Below are 20267 nucleotides of genomic sequence, written 5' to 3' on the forward strand. Positions count from 1 at the left end.
TAAAAGTGGTTCAAACAGGCTAGTTGCAAGCCACGTTCTGACGGGTGTTTCTGCCCAGGCCGGCGGCACCGATGAACTCCAGACTTTGGTCTTCTTCAATGCGCAGCAGCTGGTTGTACTTGGCCAGGCGCTCCGAACTGCGCACTGAGCCGATCTTGATCTGTCCAGCGCCGGTACCCACTGCCAGGTCGGCGATGAAAGTGTCCTCAGTTTCTCCAGAACGGGCCGAGACAACGGTGGTGTAGCCCGCGCGCCAGGCGGTTTCCATTGCGTCGAGGGTACCGCTGAGGGTGCCGTTCTGATTAACCTTTATCAGCACGCCGTTGGCAGCACTGCATTCGATGCCCATCGTAATGCGCTTCTGGTTAGTCACGAATAGGTCATCGCCGATGACTTGCACGCCAGGTACTGAGGCCGTGAACGTCTGCCAGTTGAGCCAGTCGTCCTGTTCGAGGGCATCCTCTACCGAAATGATCGGATACCTCCTGACGCATTCAGTGATAAAGCTGGCCATCTCTTCCCCACTGAATTGGAAACCGTGGCGGACTAGCTCGTAGCGACCATTAACGAACAATTCGCTGGCTGCAACGTCGATGGCGATGGCCATGTCCTGGCCCGGCACTAACCCGGCCGCCTCGAAGGACTGCACCATCAGGTCCAATGCTTCATGCGCATGTTTGAAGCCCGGACTCAGGCCGCCTTCATCGGCGAGCAGCACGGAGTAGCCCCTATCGGCCAGCAGGCGGGTGGCGCTCACGCGCACACGGGAGATCATTTCCAGTGCTTCGCTGTAACTGGAGGCTCCCACAGGTATCGCTAGGAAGTCCTGGAGATCCATTCCGCGCCCCGCATGCGCCCCGCCGCTGAGGATGTTCACCATTGGCAGTGGCAGGCTCATCGGGCGGCCGCGGCAGAGGCTATTTATGTAGCGGTACAGAGGATTGTGCGAGTGAACGGCAGCGGCACGACATACGGCCATGGATGTGGCCAGTACGGCATTGGCACCTAGGCGACTGAGATTGGCTGAGCCGTCCAGCGAAATGAGCAGTCTGTCGATTTGACGCTGGTCCAGTGCGTCCTCGCCCAGCAGTCGGTCGGCTATCTCACTGCGGACATTGTTCACCGCCTGACCTACTCCTAGGCCATCATACTGACTGGTGTTGTGATCCCGGAGCTCTATGGCTTCATGCCGCCCTGTGGAGGCGCCGGACGGAACGCAGCTACGACCAAAGCTACCGTCAACGAGCTCCACTTCCGCCTCGACCGTTGGGCGGCCGCGCGAGTCCAAGATCTGGCGCGCATGCACCCGTGCTATTCGAGAGGCTTTGTAGGTCACAGTGCAAACTCCTGCATTAGAGGGAAATATGCTCCAGGTCCATCCTGGGGCTCACAAATCATGCTCGTGGCGATCCGGCGTACCGCGGCGGTGTCGAGTCGGTCGAGGTAGTCCACCGGTGAGTCGCCATCGAGCCGCGCCAGGATCAGGCAGCCGAGAATGCCGACTAGTGCGCAATCGAGTACGGCAGGGCCATCCGCCCTGTACGCCTCAATGAAGGCATGGGCTGTAGCCGCGAGCTGCTGGCGAGGGGCTCCGAGGATGTGGCTCTTAAGAAGTAGGTGGGACAGGCAGAAGGCCAGGTCGAAACGCGGATCGCCCCAGTGGGCAACTTCGCAGTCGAGCATTACTACGTCAGCGCCGTCGGCGAGGATATTCTTCGGACTGAAATCGCCATGCACCAAGGCGTCGCGACGCTTGGACATGCCCTCGACGATATTCTGGATCTCCTCGGCCAGTGAGGGGTTCTTCTGAGCGACGCGATGGAAATACGGCTCTATGCGCAGCGTCTCGAAATAGCTAAGGTCGTCGAAGCGATCGCGAAGATCGTGATCCATTGCGGAGCGCGCATGCATGGCGCCGAGCAGCGCGCCAACCTTTGTCGCGGTACGGTCGTCAATGTGTCCTGCGAGCAAGTCCTGTTTCCAGTTGCGTAGGCGCGGCTCGATCAGGCGCATAGCGAAGGAGTTGGTTGCCGTGTCGGTCCACAGTACCTCAGGAACCGCATCTTGGCCGATCAGGTCGGCGATAGCGCATAGCGCCGCCACCTCGGTCGACGAGCGTGCCGGATCGGATAGCCACTCCGCTGCGACCCGCAATTTTTCCAGCGCCTGCTTAACCACATAGGGTCCGTCTTCACCCTGGACCAGGCGGATATCGCTGGCGACCCCACCGGCCAAGCGCTGATCGGCCAGAGAGGATGCGTCCGTGGGCGTGTTACACGGATGCAAGGGCTGCTCGCCACGCAGGACTCGTACCACCTCCTCGCAGGCGCGGCGACGCAACTCGATCAATGAGGCGTTGGAGAGAAAAGCGATATGCGGGGTGGCAATGACCCGCGAATGCGCAATGACAACTTCCGGCGGCTGAGGCTCGCCCTCTACGACATCAAGGGCTGCACCTGACAATTTGCCGGAATCCAGGCCACGTAGCAGCGCATCGTTGTCGATCAAGCCTCCACGGCTGACGTTTACCAGGAGCGGACGTCTAGTGCAGCAGTCGATGAAGGCATCGTCGACCAGATGATGAGTGGATTCCTGAAGTGGCAGGTGCAGGACGATCGCATCGGACTGCTGGCGAAGAGTCTGTAGGTCGACGACCTCGACATTGGCTGGAGCCTGCGCTTGAGTCAACCGCGGCCCATGGGCAAGGACGCGGCAGCCGAATGCTAGGAGCCTGGATGCGGTGGCACGGCCGATCCGTCCAAAACCGATGATACCCACTGTCAGTTCGCTGATGCGCTCAGGACTGGCGCCTTCGATAGCCCAGGTGGAGGACTTCTTGACCTGGCGGTCGTACTGAACGATACGGCGGAAGTGGGCCAGTAGCAGCGCAACGGCGTGGTCGGAAACCTCCTGCACACAATAGTCGGGCACATTCGTGACCCATGCGCCGCGCTGAGTGGCGCTATCGACGGCGATATTGTCGAGACCTACGCCCAGGCGAGCGACGATGCGCAGATTGCGGGGAGACTCGATGGCAGCGGTGGAAACCGGTGCCCAGCAGGTAATGATGGCGGCAGGGTCGGTTCGGGCGATCAGGGCTTGTACCTCTTCGGCGCTGGTTGCCGTTGCCGGTCCAGTGATCAATTCGATACCCGCCTTGTTGAAGATTGCCTGCTCGACGTCCAGATCGGGCCAGGGGTGGTCGGTCAGCACGACTCGGTCGCGGCGGGTTTCCTTGTTCGTTGTCATTTCGGATGCACTCGCTGGGTTGATATCTAATATTGCTAACGATAGCATAAGATTATGAAAGTGACGCTGGTTCGTCAATACCTGAGCTTTCTCTTGTGTTATAGGCCAGTCCGAGGCATTTCAGGTAACCTTCGGGAATCGATAGAGTCGATGCCTTTGCAATGCATCTGCGCATTCGATTGCATCAGTGAATGCTGCGAAGAATTTTGAGGGAGGAGAGTCAATGGTCACGGCGAAACAGGTGGCGGAACAATTGGGAATCGCGGTATCCACTGTCGGCAGAGCGATGTCGGACGATCCGCGCGTCAGCGCCGAAACCAAGGCGCGGGTACGAAAGGCCGCCGAGCAATTGGGTTATGTAGGTAACACGGCGGCCCGGGTAATGCGTGGCGGCTCGAGTAAACTGATCGGTTTGCTGCTTCCGGACGTCACCAACGATTTCTACGCCACCATCGCCCAGGCGTTGTCGGAATGCTGCGATGCGGAGGGCTACCGCCTGATCCTGTCGATACACAACGATGATCGCGAAGTCGAGTTCCGACATATCAAAGAGTTGGTGGCCGCGCGCGTTGCGGGCGTCATCGCGGTGCCCACAGCTGCGCCGCGGCGGGAGAGCATTAGCCTTATGCGCACGGTGCCGCACGCGCAGTTGCTGCGAAGCGTTCCGGCGCTGGCGCCGATTTGTTTCGGCATCGACGACGAGATGGCATTGCGGGAGGCTACTACCCATCTGCTCAATCTCGGCCATCGGCGCATTGCCTATATCGGCGGCCGCGAGATGCTTTCCACTGGGGCGGCGCGGGTTGCCGGTTTCCGTCGGGCCTACGCCGAGCTAAATATCGATCGGGATCAGGCAATCGAAAAACTCGGCCAGCCGAACCGGATGTTCGGCGCGCAATCGATGACCGAGTTGCTGCGTGCCAAGCAAAAGCCCACCGCCATCGTCATGGGTTCCATCCATGCCACGATGGGGGTACTGGAGGTGCTCAGCGAACAACGTATCGCGATACCTGACGAACTGTCTCTCATCGGCTTCGGTGATCCGTCATGGTTCACTTGGTGGGGGCCGGGGGTGACCACTGTTCGCCCGCCGATGCAGGAACTGGCCACTACCTGCGGGTTGTGGTTTCTGCATCACCTGAAAAACCTCGGCAAAAAAAGTACAGGGGACTGTCATAAGGCTATTTCTAGTTCTGCTCTAGTGGTTCGTGGCACGACAGCAGTTGTGACTACGAGCTCGAATGGCAGGGCAAAGACACCGGCCAAGGCTAGGGTGAGCTGATCACCGGCCTCTCTTCATTCGTTGGTTTATAAAAGACCTTTGCCGTACTTCGCTGGTCATGCCATGACCAGCGCCTCCAAGCTACCAATTTTTCGATCGTTAGCAAAATTTCTTCATCAAGAAGCTTGCTGACACGTTTGCCTGCGTTCGTGCATCGGTAGCTTTTCGGCTCTCTCTGCCCATCACTAAGTATCGTTGAGCGCGCCGTCTAGTCATCCTGGCGATTGCTTAAAGCATTGTTTTTGCTTGGCTTCCATATCTTTAGCTGGCTCGGTCCGCGAATCGTGTTCAAACATTTGACTTTCTGAGTGGGGCCTTTCACCGCGTACGCAAATTTTGTGTTGACGGTCTCTGAGCTGTCTTTTAGTCTATTGCTATCGATAGCATTTATCTGCTTAATACGTGCTTTCGATCGTGAGCTTGCGCAGGTGTGGAGGCATCGAATTCCCGGGAGTAGGAAGCTTTAGAAGTGGATTTCGAGGTGGTGGCCTGCTGGATATGCGAAAGAGGCGCAGCGGGCTAGCTAGGTGAGCGTGCACAACAACTACAAGAAAAAGAGGTGTGTCAGCATGAAATCGATTGCGCAAAGGTCTTTCCCGACCCCAGCAGGCCTAAAAAAAGGCCTCGCTACGAAGCCGGCAAAAATACTGGCTCTCGCTATTGCCTCCCTAGGCGCACAAAACGCGGCGATGGCGCTTGACCTGGATCTCGGCAACCCAGACCTGAAGCTGTCTTGGGACAACACCATCAAATACAACACCGCGTTCCGTGTGGAGGGGCAATCCAAGAAGCTGACTTCGAATCCCAACCTGGACGACGGTGACCGCAATTTCGACAAGGGTCTGATCTCCAATCGGATTGACCTCCTGTCGCAAATGGATCTGTCGTACAAGAAGGACTACGGTGTGCGAGTCAGCGGTGCCGCTTGGTACGATGATGTCTACAACCAGGGCAACGACAACGACTCCCCGGAAACCAGCAACAATTACTCGAAACGCCATGACCAGTTCGTCACCAAGACCCGCGACTTGCATGGCCGCGATGCTGAGTTTCTTGACTACTTCGCCTACGGAAGGTGGTCGCCGTTCGATATGGCGACCACTGTACGTTTCGGCAGTCACGCGCTGATCTACGGGGAGAGCTTGTTCTTTGGAAACAATGGCATAGCCGGTGGGCAGTCACCGGTCGACGTGGTGAAGCTGCTTTCGGTACCTAACTCACAGTTTCAGGAAATCGTCCGCCCAGTTAACCAAATATCCACGCAGATCCAGTTGCGCGATAACCTGGCGATCGGCGCCTATTACCAGTTCAAATGGGATGAAACCCGTATCCCGGGAAGTGGCAGCTACTTCTCTTCCGCTGATGTGTTTGAAGGCGGCGAACGCTTGCTGTTCGGCCCAGTCGACCCAGCAACTCGGATCGGCCCGGCCCTATTCCGCGGCAAGGACATTACCGCTAAGGATTCCGGCCAGTTCGGCGGGCAAGTCCGCTGGAGGCCGGAGGGCTCCGATTTGGAGTTCGGCTTCTACGCGACTCGCTACCACGACAAGACGCCGCAGGTTTATTTGACCCCTGGCGAAAATCTGGATCCCACTATCGGCAAAGTCGGCGAATACCGGCTGGTGTATCCCGAGGACATCAAGGCCTACGGGATGAGCGTAAGCACGCAGGTGGGCGAAGCCAGTGTGGCGGCGGAGTTTTCGATCCGTCGCGACACACCGCTGGTCAGTGACCCGCAGACCGTCTCCCCGGGTTCGAATGCCGACAACGACAAACATGCGGCCTATGCCGTGGGCAATTCCGCCCATGCGCAAGTGTCCAGCGTCTACATCTTAAATCCGAGTCGTTTCTGGAGCAGTGCTACCGCGCTTGGCGAGATCGCCTGGAATCGTCGTACTAGCATCACCAAAAATCCGGACGCGGTGGCCGCAAACTCCTCCCGCGATGCTTGGGCGATGCGTGGCGTTTTCGAGCCGGCTTGGTATCAGGTTGCGCCCGGCCTGGACCTTTCTGCGCCAGTCGGCATTGGTTTCAGTACCCATGGCAATTCTTCGGTCGTGAACTCATTCAACCCTGGTGGCAAGAAAGGAGGAGATCTCAACTTCGGTATCGCAGGCTTGTACCAACAGACCTACAAGTTCGGTGCCAGTTACACCCACTTCTTCGGCGACAAAGGTAACGCTCTGAACGACGCCAATGAGCTGTCGTTCGACCAGAGCTTTGCCGATCGCGACTTCATTTCGATGTATGTGCAGCGGTCCTTTTAAACATTTGAATTTGATCCAGGAGATGACAATGAACAATTACAAGAGTGTCTCTTACAAGGCCGGCGCAATGTTCGCCGTTCTGTTCGGCCTTGCCACCTCCGTGCACGCCGCAGTTACTCCGGAGCAAGCGGCGCGACTCCAGAAAGACCTCACTCCGCTGGGCGGTGAACGCGCGGCAAACAAGGATGGCAGCATTCCTGCCTGGGATGGCGGCTACACCAAGATTCCAGCCGGCTATAAGTCGGGGCAGCCGCGACCTGATCCCTTCGCCAACGAGAAGCCGCTGTTCACCATCACGTCGAAGAACATGGCGGAGCACGCTGACAAATTGTCCGCCGGGGAGAAGGAGCTGTTGACCAAGTACCCGAACACCTACCGCATGGATATCTATCCGACTCACCGTACCGCATCGGCGCCGGATTGGCTCTACAAGTTCACCGTTGAAAACGCCACCCGTGCGAAGTCATCCGCCAACGGACAGTCGATCGAAGGTGCTTATGGTGGCATCCCGTTCCCCATCCCGCAGAGCGGCGCCGAAGTGATGTGGAACCACCTGCTGCGCTGGAAGGGGGATTCCGTCCTGTACCAGGCAGGTAGTTACGTCGTTTCTGGCGGCAAGCCGGTGCTGGCAAGTGCTACTCGCAACGAGATGAACTATCCCTACAACTTCGAGGACGGCTCGCTGGCGAACTTCAATGGCGACTTCTGGCACTACTACATGGTGACCACTGCGCCGTCGTTCAAATCCGGTGAGACCATCCTTATTCGCGAGCCGGTGGATTTCGTCGGCAAGGGCCGCCAAGCCTGGCAGTACTTGCTAGGGCAGCGCCGTGTGCGGCGAGCTCCGAGCATCGGTTACGACACACCAAACTCGGTGACCTCCGGTGCCGACTTTTTCGACGAGGTTTCGCTATTCCTGGGTGGGCTTGATCGCTACGACTGGAAACTCGTCGGCAAAAAAGAGATGTACATCCCCTACAACATGAACAACTTCCACCTGCAAAAGGTTGACGATGTCCTGGGGCAAAATCACCTGAATCCGCAATTTGTGCGCTGGGAGAAGCATCGGGTCTGGGTGGTCGAGGCGAACCTGGCGGCCGGACAACGGCATACGGTGCCGAAGAAGGTGTTTTATGTCGACGAGGATACCTGGAATGCCTCGCTGTATGACGGCTGGGATGCTCAAGGCCGTCTGTGGCGTACGGGTTCCGCTCTGCCAATCCTTGCTTATGACTTCCCTGGTCAACTGCTCAATCCCTTCATGATTACCGACTTCATCAAGGGTTCTTATGAGGCGACCATCATTAACGAGCAGTCGGTACAGTACGGACGCGTTCCAAAGTGGCCAGAAGACAACTATACGCCTGAAGCCGTAGCCGCGCGGGGTGTGAGGTGAGTTCAACTCGCCGGGTATCCGGCCTGTTCGCTTGCGTAGTGATCGCATCGTTGCACGGTGTCGATACCTTCGCTGACGACGCCGTGATTGATCCGTTGAACCGCGCCTCAATCGTCAGTGCGCGCGCAAGTGTGGCGCTGTTGACGGCGGTAGAGCCGACTGGCGGACACTTGGTTGCGGTCGGCGAGCGGGGCATCATCCTGCTCTCCAAGGACGATGGGAGGACCTGGGTGCAAGCCCAGGTTCCCACCAGTTTGATGCTCACCAGTGTGCGTTTCGCCAACACAGAAAACGGTTGGGCGGTCGGACACGGAGGGATCATCTTGGCGACGTCCGATGGTGGCCGCGCCTGGCAAAAGCAGTTGGACGGCATCTCAGCCGCCCAGCTGCTGCTCGAAGCTGCACGCGCCAATCAAGACGCTGACCCACACCAGCTCGCTTACGCTGAACGCATGGTCAGCGAGGGCGCGGACAAACCGTTCCTCGATCTGCTCGTCCAGGATGAACGGACTATCACCGTGGTCGGCGCCTTCGGCCTGGCGTTTCGCAGCAATGATGGTGGGCGCAGTTGGCAGCCTTGGAGTTCGCACATTCCTAACGGCCAGGGCAGCCATCTGTACGCGATCCGGCAAATTGCTCAGACCCAATACATTGCTGGTGAAATGGGCGCAGTGTTTCGCTCAAACGATGGTGGCGAGAGTTTCACTCGCATCGAGACTCCATACGAAGGCAGTTTTTTCGGCCTCGTCCTGGTTTCTCCAGAGCATATGTTGGTCTACGGCCTGCGTGGCAATGTCTATCTCTCCAAAGATGGCGGGGCGAACTGGCAGAAATCCCAGCTCGATACCGAGGAAAGCCTAACCGCGGGTTCAGTGCTGAAGGATGGTTCGATCGTTCTGGGCAACCAGGCGGGCGGGTTGTATCGCAGCACCGATGGTGGGCTCTCATTCGCTTCTGTTCCCCTCGGCAATCCAGCACCCATCGTCGCCTTGGCAGAGTCCGCCGGCAACAGCCTGATCCTGGCTGGCGCGCGTGGCACTGTCCGCCTGAGCGAAGCGGCCCTAAATGTAGGTAACAAGCAATGAACGCAATTCCCTCGACCGCTCCGAAGCAGGGTGTCGTCTGCGAACTCAACCAGTTCGACCAGAATTCGGGCTCGTTCGCCGAGCGGCTGTTTTTCAACAACCGTATGGTGGTCGTCCTGTTGTGCTTGCTTGCAACACTGCTGCTGGGTTATCAGGCGACGAAGCTCGAACTCAATTCCAGTTTCGAGAAGATGATTCCTATTGATCATCCCTACATTGGCAACTATCTAGCCCACAAGGCCGATCTGAGCGGCCAAGGCAACGTATTGCGCATCGCGGTGGAAACTCGCAAGGGCTCAATCTTCGATGCGCATTACCTCGAGACGTTGCGCAAGATCAATGACGAAGTGTTCCTTCTGCCCGGTGTCGACCGGGCTTTCATGAAGTCGCTGTGGACACCCAATACGCGCTGGATGGCAGTGACCGAGGACGGTCTTGATGGCGGCCCGGTAATCCCGGCCAGCTACGATGGCTCCGGGCGCAGCATTGAGCAGTTGAGCACGAACGTCGAACGTTCGGGCGAAATCGGCCAGCTAGTGGCGCCGAATTACCAATCGTCGATTATTTTCGTACCCTTGCTGGACAGTGATGCCGATACCGGCAAACCGCTGGACTACAAGGCACTGTCAGACCAGCTCGAACAAATACGCGGCAAGTACGCCTCGGACGACCTGAAGATACACATCATCGGTTTCGGCAAACTGGTGGGTGATCTGATCGATGGGCTGCATCAAGTGTTGGTGTTCTTCGCCTTCGCCATCATCATTTCTGCTGCGGTGCTGTACTGGTACACCCGCTGCATCAGAAGCACCTTGCTGGTAGTGGTGTGTTCATTGGTGGCGGTGGTCTGGCTGCTAGGGCTATTGCCGACTCTAGGTTACTCCCTCGATCCGTACTCGGTCCTGGTGCCGTTCCTGGTCTTCGCCATTGGCATGAGTCACGGCGCGCAGAAGATGAACGGCATCATGCAGGACGTCGGCCGCGGTCTGCATCGACTGGTGGCGGCGCGTTATACCTTCCGTCGACTGTTCCTTGCCGGCCTCACTGCGCTGGTGGCGGACGCCGTGGGATTCGCTGTGCTGATGTTAATCCGCATCGAGGTGATCCAGAGCCTGGCAATCGCCGCTAGCATCGGTGTGGCGCTGTTGATCTTCACCAACCTTGTATTGCTTCCGATCCTGTTGTCCTACTGCGGCGTCAGCGAGTCTGCGGCTCATCGCAGCCTGCAGGCCGAGCAAAGCGATTCCGAAAGTGGCGACCACCGAAAGCACGTCTTCTGGGATTTTCTCGACCGCTTCACCACGCGTAAGTGGGCGATACTGGCGCTGGTTGGCGCCACGCTAATCGGCGGCTTGGGCTACCTTGTTAGCCTTAACCTGAAGATTGGTGATCTTGATAGTGGAGCCCCGGAGCTGCGCGCGGACTCGCGCTACAACCGCGACAATGCTTACATCGTTTCCAACTACGCGGCAAACAGCGACGTTTTGGTGGTCATGGTCACCACGCCCGCCGAGCAGTGCGCATCCTACGGCACACTGGTCAAGTTGGATGCTCTGGAGTGGCAGTTACAGCAACTGCCTGCGGTAGAGTCGACCAACTCGTTTGCCGCGTTGACCCGCCGCACCATGGCCGGGCTCTCGGAAGGCAACATGAAGTGGGGTGAGATCCTCAACAGTCAGGACTCGATCAATGCCGTGACTACCCGCGCCCCGCGGGAACTGTTCAACCAGCGCTGCGACTTCCTGTCCCTCTATGTCTATCTGAAGGACCACAAGGCGGACAGCCTGGAGCAGGTGGTCGGAGTGGTGGAGACATTCGCCAAGGCCAACAACACCTCTGACGTGCACTTCATCTTGGGTGCGGGCAATGCGGGTATTGAGGCGGCCACCAACATTGTGGTGAAGGCTGCCAATCGGCAGATGCTGTTCCTGGTGTTCGGTGCTGTGACCATCTTATCGTTCATTGCCTTCCGCTCTTGGCGTGCTGTGGTCTGCGCGGTATTGCCGTTGCTTCTTACCTCGATTCTCTGTGAAGCGTTGATGGTGGGATTGGGTATCGGTGTGAAAGTCGCCACGTTGCCTGTGATCGCGCTTGGTATCGGCATCGGAGTCGACTACGCGCTGTACGTGCTGACGGTAACTCTGGCGGGTTTAAGAGCGGGACATAGTTTGTCGGAGGCCTATTACCGAACGTTGCTGTTCACTGGCAAGGTAGTCGTACTCACCGGCTTCACCCTGGGAGTCGGTGTGGCAACCTGGGCGCTGTCGCCCATCAAGTTTCAGGCGGATATGGGCATCCTGCTGGCCTTCATGTTCATCGGCAATATGCTCGGCGCTCTGATCATCTTGCCTGCGCTCGCCTACCTGCTATTGCGTGATAAGGAACCACAACCTGACCAAGTTTCAGATGGTCACGCTGTCTAGGTTCCGAACGACGCGCCTAACCCCGCTGATATAAAACCGTCCCGCATTCCGGCGGGCCGGCCCCCTCCAGCTTTGATCCAAGAGTAGAGAAGGCAATCGCATGGAAATCAACGCACGCTTGCGTGAAGACGTTCATCAGTTGGGCGAACTGCTTGGTCATGCAATTTCCGACCAAATGGGTGGCGCATTTCTCGACAAGATCGAGCGTGTTCGCAAGGGGGCAAAAACGTCGCGTCAGGGCTCTCAGGAAGGGCACCGGCAACTTGCGGAAACCCTTAGTGAGCTGGATGACTCGGAATTGTTGCCAATGACGCGGGCGTTCAACCAATTCCTCAACTTGGCCAATATCGCCGAGCAATGCCACCGGGTGCGCAGACGCCGCCCGGGTGAAGCCGAGCCTAGCGAGAATCAGGCCTTCTCGGCGTTGCTGGAACGTCTGGGCCTGGCAGGTCATAGTCCCGAGGTGCTGACGGAGGAAATCTCCAAGTTGGACATTGAGCTGGTCCTCACCGCTCATCCCACGGAGGTTACCCGACGCACGTTAATCCAAAAGTACGACAGCATCGCAGTCCAATTGGCACGACAGGATCATTCCGACCTGCCAGAAGTTGAGCGTCAGGAAATTTCTCGACGCCTGCGGGAAATCATCACCGAGGCTTGGCACACCGACGAAATCCGTCGCCAGCGACCCACCCCGGTGGATGAAGCGAAGTGGGGCTTTGCGGTCATAGAAAACTCGTTGTGGCAAGCCTTGCCAAAGTTACTGCGCAGTGTCGACGAGGCGCTTTTTTCAGCCACCGGTGAGCGTCTACCGCCAACCGCTGCGCCAATCCGTTTTGCCTCCTGGATGGGTGGTGATCGGGACGGCAATCCCAATGTTACCGCAGCGGTCACTCGCGAAGTCTTGCTGCTGGCTCGCTGGATGGCCGCTGATCTGCATCTCAAAGATGTCGAGCAACTGACTGCAGAACTGTCCATGCAGGCGGCCTCCGCCGAATTGCGCGACCGAGTTGGTGATCACCCCGAGCCCTATCGTGCGCTGTTGAAGCAGTTACGCGAGCGCTTGCGAGACACCCGTGAATGGGCGCACTTGCTGCTGCGCGGGGAACGTAGCGAAGGCCTGCGTGTACTGACGGACAATGCTGAGTTGGTCGAGCCGCTGCTGCTCTGTTATCGCTCGCTGCAAGCGTGTGGCATGGGTGTGATCGCCGACGGCTTGTTACTGGACTGTCTGCGGCGTGCCAGCAGTTTTGGTCTTTTTTTGGCCCGCTTGGACATTCGCCAGGATGCAAGGCGTCATGCCTCGGCAATCGATGAAATTACGACAACACTGGGTCTTGGTCGCTACCTTGACTGGAGCGAGGCAGAGCGCCTCGAGTTTCTCTCGCGGGAGTTGGCCAATCCGCGACCGATCCTGCCTGCGTGCTTCGCGCCCAGCACAGAAGTGGCGGAAGTACTCGATACTTGTCGGGTGATCGCAGAGACCCCGTCTGCAGGACTTGGCTCCTACGTGATATCGATGGCCGGTCGCGCATCTGACGTATTGGCTGTGCAACTGCTGCTCAAGGAGTGCGGGGTAAGATGGCCGATGCGCGTCGTCCCGCTGTTCGAGACATTGGATGACCTGGAGAACGCTGGAGCGGTTATCGACGGCTTGCTCGCTCAAAGCGATTACCGAAACCGCTTGGCCGGTCCGCAGGAAGTGATGATCGGATACTCCGACTCTGCCAAAGACGCCGGTACGTTGGCCGCCGCCTGGGCTCAGTATCGCGCCCAGGAGCGTCTGGTGGAGGTGTGCCGCAACCATGATGTCGAGCTGGTGCTTTTCCATGGTCGGGGAGGCACTGTCGGGCGTGGCGGCGGACCCGCCCGAGAGGCAATCATTTCGCAACCTCCTGGTTCTGTGACTGGCCGCTTTCGGGTTACCGAACAAGGGGAAATGATCCGCTTCAAGTTCGGACAGCCAGATATCGCTCAGCAAAATCTCACGCTCTATTTGGCCGCAGTTCTTGAGGCGGTGCTGCTGCCTCCAGCTGCTCCACCAGAGATTTGGCGGGAGACCATGCAGAAACTTTCGGCGGACAGCCTGGAGGAGTACCGTGGAGTGGTGCGAGAACGCCCTGGCTTTGTTGACTACTTCCGTCAGGCTACGCCTGAGCTTGAGCTAGGTCGGCTGCCGTTGGGCAGTCGTCCCGCTCGCCGCGGAACTGGTGGCATCGAAAGTCTAAGGGCGATTCCCTGGATATTCGCTTGGACGCAGTCTCGCTTAATGTTGCCGGCCTGGCTGGGCTGGGAGTCCGCTTTAGCGCAGGCCTTGGCGAGAGGGGAGGGGCCGATACTGAAGGAAATGCGTGAGCATTGGCCGTTTTTCCGAACGCGGATTGACATGCTAGAGATGGTACTGGCCAAAGCCGACGGAGAAATCCAGCGTTTGTACGACGATCGTTTGGTGGATTCGTCCCTAAGGAGTTTGGGCATGGAGTTGCGTACGCTTCTATCTCGGGCTACGGAAATTGTCGTGGGAATCTTGGATGTCCCCGAACTCATGGCCGCTCATCCCGAGACCCAGGCGTTCATCAACGTTCGCAACGCATATTTGGACCCTCTGCATCGGCTACAGATCGAACTGCTAGCACGTTCCCGCAATGCTCATGGAATATCCGACAGCGCGGTGGATCAAGCATTGCTGGTTAGTGTCGCAGGTATTGCGGCGGGGCTACGCAATACTGCATGAACCACATACGAGGAGTATTGGTTGACAGTCAGATAGGCAGAACTTAGTATAATTGCTATCGTTAGCACAAAGTAATTAACAACCATCAATCGAAGCTACACCAAAGACAAGAAATGCGTCAGGAGGGTTATATGAACAACAACATCAGCCTCGTCGATCGTACCGATTCAGCTCGCCACACTGCGGCTCAGCGTCGTTCAAAGACCAGCATTCAGCAGCTGTCGCATAGCGCCGTGCGGGTTCGCGATATGGAAAAGACCCGCAGCTTCTACGAGGACCTCTTGGGGCTGCCGTTGACGTCCTCTCTCGTAGCCCAATTCGATGTGGTGACCAACGCACCCTCCAATTACATTCACTGTTTTTTCGAACTGGCTGACGGTAGTGCAGTGGCGTTTTTCCAGTTCGAAGAGGGCTATCGTGATGAGCCGTTCCCGCGTATCAGCGATCCGTACGAACGTCATACGGCGTTGCGCGCTGATAGCGAAGAAAGTGTTATCCACCTTCACAAGCGCGCGGAATCCGCTGGCGTGGAGTGCTTTACTGTCGATCACGAGTGGTGCTATTCCCTTTACCTCACCGATCCAGATGGTGAAATCATAGAGATCACCGCTCATCGACCGTCCGCCGAAGAAGTTTTAGATCACGAGGGTGCGCGCGACATTCTCAAGCAGTGGCTGGCTGCTCAAAGAAAGTAACTTCCGTTCTCTTTGTAACTGCGGGCCTGAATAGCCAGGGTATCTGTCCGGTTGAGGATACGCTTGGCTTAACGGTCATCTTGGGTCTTCCACTTGGGAAGGTGCAGTATGAGACTGAATATTGCGAAATTTTACGAAGTAGTCGATTCCGGGGATTTAGAAGAGTTCTCCAGCTATTTGGCTGGAGATCTGGTATTTAAGTTCGGGAACTCTCCAGAGCTCCACGGGATTCCGGAAGTTATTGAGGCTCTCCGGGGTTTCTATCTACGGATTAGCGGCGTAAAGCACTTCCTATATAAAGTTATTGATTCTGGTGATCACACCTTCATTACTTGTGACGTCCAATACTGGCGCCTTGATGGAACAGTGCTCAAGGTTCCTGCTGCTGTACTGTTACGTCATGTTGATGGCCAAATAAGCGATTATCGCATATTTGTCGATAATAGCAGTCTTTGATTTTTTAAGTGCTTTTGATTCTGTTTCCTTCAAGGCCCGATAGGCATAATTATATCGGACTTTTTTATAGTTGGCGTCTGCTCCAGACTGGTTTCTTAATGTGAGTGCGGTAACTTTAAAACATTATCGACGAGCTCAAACTAAAAGTTTTTGCATTTATGTTGGTAGATTCATGTAGCCATTCTGTGGAGAGTGGACGCGTGGGTCGGCAACTGTATTCACTCGTCTGGTCTCAGGGGAGCGACAGGATGTCGGAATCGGAGTTTTCGCTGCTATAGGAGCGGCTAGCACTCCGCTGTCATATGCGGGAGGCGTATGCGATCGCACGGCGCCACGACCGTCTGGCGATTTACTAAACCACACACACCAGTGGGCAGCGGGTTCCGGTCACAAGCCGGGGGGCCGCTAGCCTTAGCCGCCTCCAGCGGGAGCGAACCCGCCGTACCCGGCCACTTGGGTGAAATAGTACAGCCCGTTGAGGTTTTCCGTGATGGTTCACAAATTAGAACTCTACGACCTATTTAGTTGGCTTGGCCGATAGTTGCAGTTGTAGTTTTTTGCGTCCTATCTAGGTGTGAGCTTTGTGGCCTTCTCGGTGGCGACACTTACTGCAGCTTTTTGTGTGGTCCGGATGGGCTGGAGTATCAGATGAAAATAAGCACGAAGACATACCCGCTGGTTTCCAGCCGAGCGCTGTAGCATGAGCAATCCTTTCAGTAGATACGGATAGACCACTTTGCTTGGTTACTTCTCCCACGCTCAGGCTCTGGGCGGACGTGATTTCTTCGTCCATGGTTGTTGACCTCAACTATGGTGTAGGTTTTATAAAATAGTCGCCGCGTCAGAGTTAGGCCCCCCCACCTTTATCTAATTTTGGGAGAGACCACCGATGAAAAAAAGCTAACTGCAATATCTGGGAGTCTTGCGAAAGCGTCGGTGAATACAGCCATTCTTCGTACTGTCGCTGAGCGTGCGCCAGCAGGTGTGGAAGTAGTAGTTTTGGATATTTCAGATATACCGTTATATAACGAGGATTTTGAAACGAATCCGCCGGCTCCAATCCCTATGGCTCACAGTTAAGAACTTGGGCGGCGTTATCCTGGCTTCTCCCGAGTACAAGCATGGAACTCCGGGAGTCATGAAAAATGTGCTTGATTGGTTGTCCCGGCCCTCCGGTGAAGCACACTGACTGGAAAGAAGGTGTTAGTACTCTTCGTCATCTGCATTCACCGGGGGAGTGCGCATTTATCCTCAGCTCAATGCAGCGCTGGATGGTATGAGGGCAGATCGAATTGACTATCCTCAAATTTTAATTGCACGCGCCGACAGCAAAGTCGTTAATGCCATATTTGTTGATGAGGAAAACTTGTCGTTTATCCTATTTCCAATCGATCATTTCTTATGTCTCGGTTCAAGGCGATTGTTATAGAATCAATATTTTTTGGTAATAATTAAGCTTGGCCACTACAACTCCGATAAATTACCAGCGCACACGCAAAAAAAAACCGCCGTATGCGCCTCCTGATCACTTTAGGTTTGATGGACAGCGCCTTTGAAACTGCCAAAGTGACTCTCCAGATTACTACAGGGATTTACAAGTGCATGCACGCCAGCAAATCATTTATAGAGAGCGATTAATGAATATACGAGATATGAGTATCGCACCGCGAGCCTTCCTCAGCTTCGCATTTATAGCCGTATTGGTGATCGCGCTGGGTGCTTTCGCGCAAAACAGAATGACCGTAATTCACCAGGCAACTATGGATATGGATACAAATATGCTACCAAACATTGTATACCTTGGTGACGTAAACGAAAACCTCCTTCGTTTACGCATTACTATATCGGAATTGCTAATTGATCGAGACGCTACACACCTACAAGGGGCATACACCCTAATTCCGAAACTTGTAGAAAAGCTGCAAGAGGCAAAAAATTCTTATGGTTCGACCCCTACTCAGATTGAAGAAAAAGCAGTATTTGCACGGTTTAATACCGAGTTTGAAACCTATATTTTCTTGCAGAACCAGGCACTTGAATTGTCCAGGCAAGGCAGCATCGACAGATTGAACTCCCTAGTAAGTGGCCAGATGGAAAGCACTTCTGAGTCCCTGGCGAGATATTTGGGACGATTGATAGTAATAAACCAAAACGCAGCTAAAGACTCTTCGAAAGTCGCTGGCGAGCAGTATGAAAGGGCATATTTTGCGATCGTTGGCACATCCATTGTGGCCGCTCTGTTGACCATTTTGTTGGCATTGCTGCTTACCCGCAGCATCGTCAAACCTCTTGCCCTTGCCGTCCGAGCCGCCGACGACATTGCCGACGGAAACCTGACAATACCCATACAGGTTGTCGGCAAAGACGAACCTGCAAAGCTTTTAGCTTCGTTAGCAATCATGCAAAAAAAACTGAAAGCGACTATTGAGGAGATTTCTGGCTCTGCCATACAACTGGCCTCGGCTGCCGAGCAATTGACCACCCTCGCGGACGACGCCACCGAGGGCGTGCATCAGCAAAATAATGAGATAGAGCAGGCTGCCACTGCGGTCAATGAGATGACTGCTGCAGTCGAAGAGGTCGCTCGAAATGCTACTTCTACCTCAGAGGCCTCAGAAAAATCCAATCAAATTGCACTTCACGGACGTAATAAAGTTGTTGAGACAGTGGAGGCCATTCAAGCCATGACACGAGATGTGCAGTCGACGTCTGCTTTGGTTGAAGGGCTTGCGTCTCAAGGTCGTGATATCGGAAGAGTACTGGACGTTATCCGCTCGATTGCTGAGCAAACCAATTTACTTGCGCTAAACGCTGCTATCGAAGCAGCTCGTGCAGGTGAGGCGGGAAGAGGTTTCGCAGTAGTTGCCGATGAAGTCCGAGCATTGGCGCATCGTACAGCACAATCGACAGAAGAAATTGAAAATATGGTTGTCGGTATTCAAAACGGCACCAATGAGGCAGTGCAGTCTATGTTTCTAAATGCTAATCGAACCCAGTCGACATTGATTTTAGCGCGTGATGCGGGCGAGGCACTGAAGCAAATAGCCGATTCAATTTACCAAATAAATGAGCGCAACTTGGTAATCGCAAGTGCTTCTGAACAACAAGCTCAAGTGTCCAGAGAAATAGATCGAAACTTGGTAACAATTCGGGATCTATCTATCCAATCGGCAGCTGGAGCCAACCAAGCTAACGCGGCAAGCCATGAGTTAACACGCCTGGCAGTTAATCTTAACACTATGATTTCGCGATTTGTGATTTAGGCACAATAGGAATTGACCTTTTTCTGACGAAGTAGCGTCACCAAAAAAATTGGTGACGTTACTTTATCAATTAACTATCACACTAAAGCTAAGAATCGGATTCTTGTGAATGGGCAATTCGGCCCAGCTGAGCTTCCAGATCAAGGTCTGATGAGTGGAATCTAGCTTATTAATATTAGTTACTGATCCACGGTATGGGAGGTTGGAGTCACATCTCGTTGCATCTCTCCCCAATGACCGCTATGGAGGCACAGCGGTTGTACCGGGCTCTCACCTACAATCAACACTGATATCGAAAAATATGTCCTGATGTGGCAGCCGGCGCTGCTCTGGCACTGCATTCCACGATTCTGCACGGTAGCAACCCTAATCGGAGCGGACAGGAACGAGACGTTATCGTCATCCAGTTTGGATTGCGTGCATCGACTCTTCGTTGCCAAGCGAACGAAGCCTTGTCCCTATCGGCTCGTGAGGATCTTCTGGAATTCTATCGGGATAGTGCAGAGAAACGAAATACCGACTCCTGAACGTCAGCTACTGGCTGTCCGTCGCGAATGGCAGCAATAGGAACTGCGGGCGAGGTAGTCGATCCAAGGTCTTGCATTTTCTGCCCATGTTTCATGTCGGCTGAAGTATTGACCTAGGAACGGGGCTAGTCCTATTCCTGGCTTTACCTCCAAAGGTTGATGGGGCGATGTGTGGATATTGAACAAGTTTACCCCTAGCGGCATAGCCAGGTCCGCTGTGCGTTTGAGATCCCGTGGACTGAACGCCCAAGGCTGCAGGAATGCTCCAAACCTCTCGGCGCCGACTTGTTTGCGCCCATATAAGTGTGCTGCCGATGCAGCCCCATTACATCTGCTAAGTAGGTCGGACGACCCTCACCGTCTGGGGCAGTACCCACATCGCACCCATCGGGACATCGGCGCGACCTCGCATGCTTATGTCTTCACCTAACTGTGGGCGGTTATCTTCGAGTGCTTCGCTGTAAAGCTTCAAACCTCGTTCATGCGCCACATCTGCGAGCGTCTGGAAATACTCGCTGGACACCAATTGCGTGATGGTGCGTCGCCAATCCCAGAGAAATCGATCACTGGCTTCAGAGCTTTCAATCACAAAACCGGCAAAAGTCGGTAGCCATGGTGTCGCATCGTAGCCGCGCAGATGATTGAATTTCTCGAGCAGGGCGGGGGGCCAATTCTGCGGTCCCGATTCGATACTATCGGCCAATAACCCGCGAAGAGCGTTACTTTGATCGCCCATCGAATTGCGATACAGATTCAGATAGTGCTCCAGATATACCCGTCCCATCTGGTTTGACCGACGTTGGGAAGTAGTTAGCTCTTCGCATTCCGGAAGTTGTCGATTGGCACAAGGACGTCGTATGAGCTGTTGCGGCACTTCGGCAAGGACGCAA

Annotated in this window: 14 protein-coding genes and 2 pseudogenes; 12 read left to right on the plus strand and 4 right to left on the minus strand. The window is 55.5% G+C overall.

All coding sequences use genetic code 11. From position 1 onward, the window contains the following. Window positions 1-19: 19 nt before the first annotated feature. Both eno and LOY55_RS14355 read right to left on the minus strand, forming a co-directional pair. Entirely contained in the window at window positions 20-1336 is a 1317-nt protein-coding gene (gene eno, locus LOY55_RS14350) for a phosphopyruvate hydratase (protein WP_258668166.1), read from the minus strand. Then, the gene (locus LOY55_RS14355; protein ID WP_258668167.1) at window positions 1333-3249 is read right to left on the minus strand and encodes an NAD(P)-dependent oxidoreductase; all 1917 of its coding nucleotides are present in this window, start codon (window positions 3247-3249) and stop codon (window positions 1333-1335) included. Before LOY55_RS14355 ends, eno begins: the two co-directional genes overlap by 4 nt. Window positions 3250-3472: 223 nt before the next feature. Between LOY55_RS14355 and LOY55_RS14360 the strand changes: the two genes are divergently transcribed. From LOY55_RS14360 to LOY55_RS31205, 12 genes and pseudogenes are all read left to right on the plus strand, one after another. Then, complete coding sequence (locus LOY55_RS14360; protein WP_258668168.1) at window positions 3473-4531, plus strand: LacI family DNA-binding transcriptional regulator; 1059 nt, start codon at window positions 3473-3475, stop codon at window positions 4529-4531. 569 nt (window positions 4532-5100) lie between these two features. Continuing rightward, complete coding sequence (locus tag LOY55_RS14365; RefSeq protein ID WP_258668169.1) at window positions 5101-6798, plus strand: DUF1302 domain-containing protein; 1698 nt, start codon at window positions 5101-5103, stop codon at window positions 6796-6798. 28 nt (window positions 6799-6826) lie between these two features. Next, window positions 6827-8194 carry a DUF1329 domain-containing protein gene (locus LOY55_RS14370; RefSeq protein WP_258668170.1) on the plus strand — a complete coding sequence of 456 codons (1368 nt, stop codon included), beginning with the start codon at window positions 6827-6829 and terminating at the stop codon, window positions 8192-8194. 38 nt (window positions 8195-8232) lie between these two features. Further along, on the plus strand, window positions 8233-9279 hold the full coding sequence (locus LOY55_RS14375) for a YCF48-related protein (protein WP_258668171.1): 1047 nt from the start codon (window positions 8233-8235) through the stop codon (window positions 9277-9279). Next, window positions 9276-11702, plus strand: coding sequence for an RND family transporter (locus tag LOY55_RS14380; protein WP_258668172.1), 2427 nt, complete (start codon window positions 9276-9278; stop codon window positions 11700-11702). The genes LOY55_RS14375 and LOY55_RS14380 overlap by 4 nt, the downstream gene beginning before the upstream one ends. Window positions 11703-11802: 100 nt before the next feature. Further along, window positions 11803-14436 carry a phosphoenolpyruvate carboxylase gene (gene ppc, locus LOY55_RS14385; protein WP_258668173.1) on the plus strand — a complete coding sequence of 878 codons (2634 nt, stop codon included), beginning with the start codon at window positions 11803-11805 and terminating at the stop codon, window positions 14434-14436. A 131-nt stretch (window positions 14437-14567) separates the two neighbouring features. After that, complete coding sequence (locus LOY55_RS14390) at window positions 14568-15131, plus strand: VOC family protein (protein ID WP_258668174.1); 564 nt, start codon at window positions 14568-14570, stop codon at window positions 15129-15131. A 108-nt stretch (window positions 15132-15239) separates the two neighbouring features. Then, window positions 15240-15587 carry a nuclear transport factor 2 family protein gene (locus tag LOY55_RS14395; protein WP_258668175.1) on the plus strand — a complete coding sequence of 116 codons (348 nt, stop codon included), beginning with the start codon at window positions 15240-15242 and terminating at the stop codon, window positions 15585-15587. A gap of 873 nt (window positions 15588-16460) precedes the next feature. Then, on the plus strand, window positions 16461-16667 hold the full coding sequence (locus tag LOY55_RS31190) for an NADPH-dependent FMN reductase (protein WP_408980985.1): 207 nt from the start codon (window positions 16461-16463) through the stop codon (window positions 16665-16667). Between the two features lie 4 nt (window positions 16668-16671). After that, window positions 16672-16776, plus strand: a complete 105-nt coding sequence (locus LOY55_RS31195; protein ID WP_408980986.1) for an NADPH-dependent FMN reductase — start codon at window positions 16672-16674, stop codon at window positions 16774-16776. A 463-nt stretch (window positions 16777-17239) separates the two neighbouring features. Next, a pseudogene (locus tag LOY55_RS31200) lies at window positions 17240-17707 on the plus strand (MCP four helix bundle domain-containing protein); the annotation flags it as partial. 90 nt (window positions 17708-17797) lie between these two features. Further along, entirely contained in the window at window positions 17798-18850 is a 1053-nt protein-coding gene (locus LOY55_RS31205) for a methyl-accepting chemotaxis protein (RefSeq protein ID WP_408980998.1), read from the plus strand. Between the two features lie 530 nt (window positions 18851-19380). Here the strand turns inward: LOY55_RS31205 and LOY55_RS31210 are convergent. Both LOY55_RS31210 and LOY55_RS14405 read right to left on the minus strand, forming a co-directional pair. Then, window positions 19381-19695, minus strand: a pseudogene (locus LOY55_RS31210) (glycosyl hydrolase); the annotation flags it as partial. Window positions 19696-19711: 16 nt separating this feature from the next. Then, window positions 19712-20161: a glycosyl hydrolase gene (locus LOY55_RS14405; protein WP_258668176.1), complete on the minus strand. Its 450-nt coding sequence runs from the start codon at window positions 20159-20161 to the stop codon at window positions 19712-19714. Between the last annotated feature and the right edge of the window lie 106 nt (window positions 20162-20267).

The sequence above is a fragment of the Pseudomonas sp. B21-040 genome (genome assembly GCF_024748695.1).
Classification (GTDB): Bacteria; Pseudomonadota; Gammaproteobacteria; order Pseudomonadales; family Pseudomonadaceae; genus Aquipseudomonas.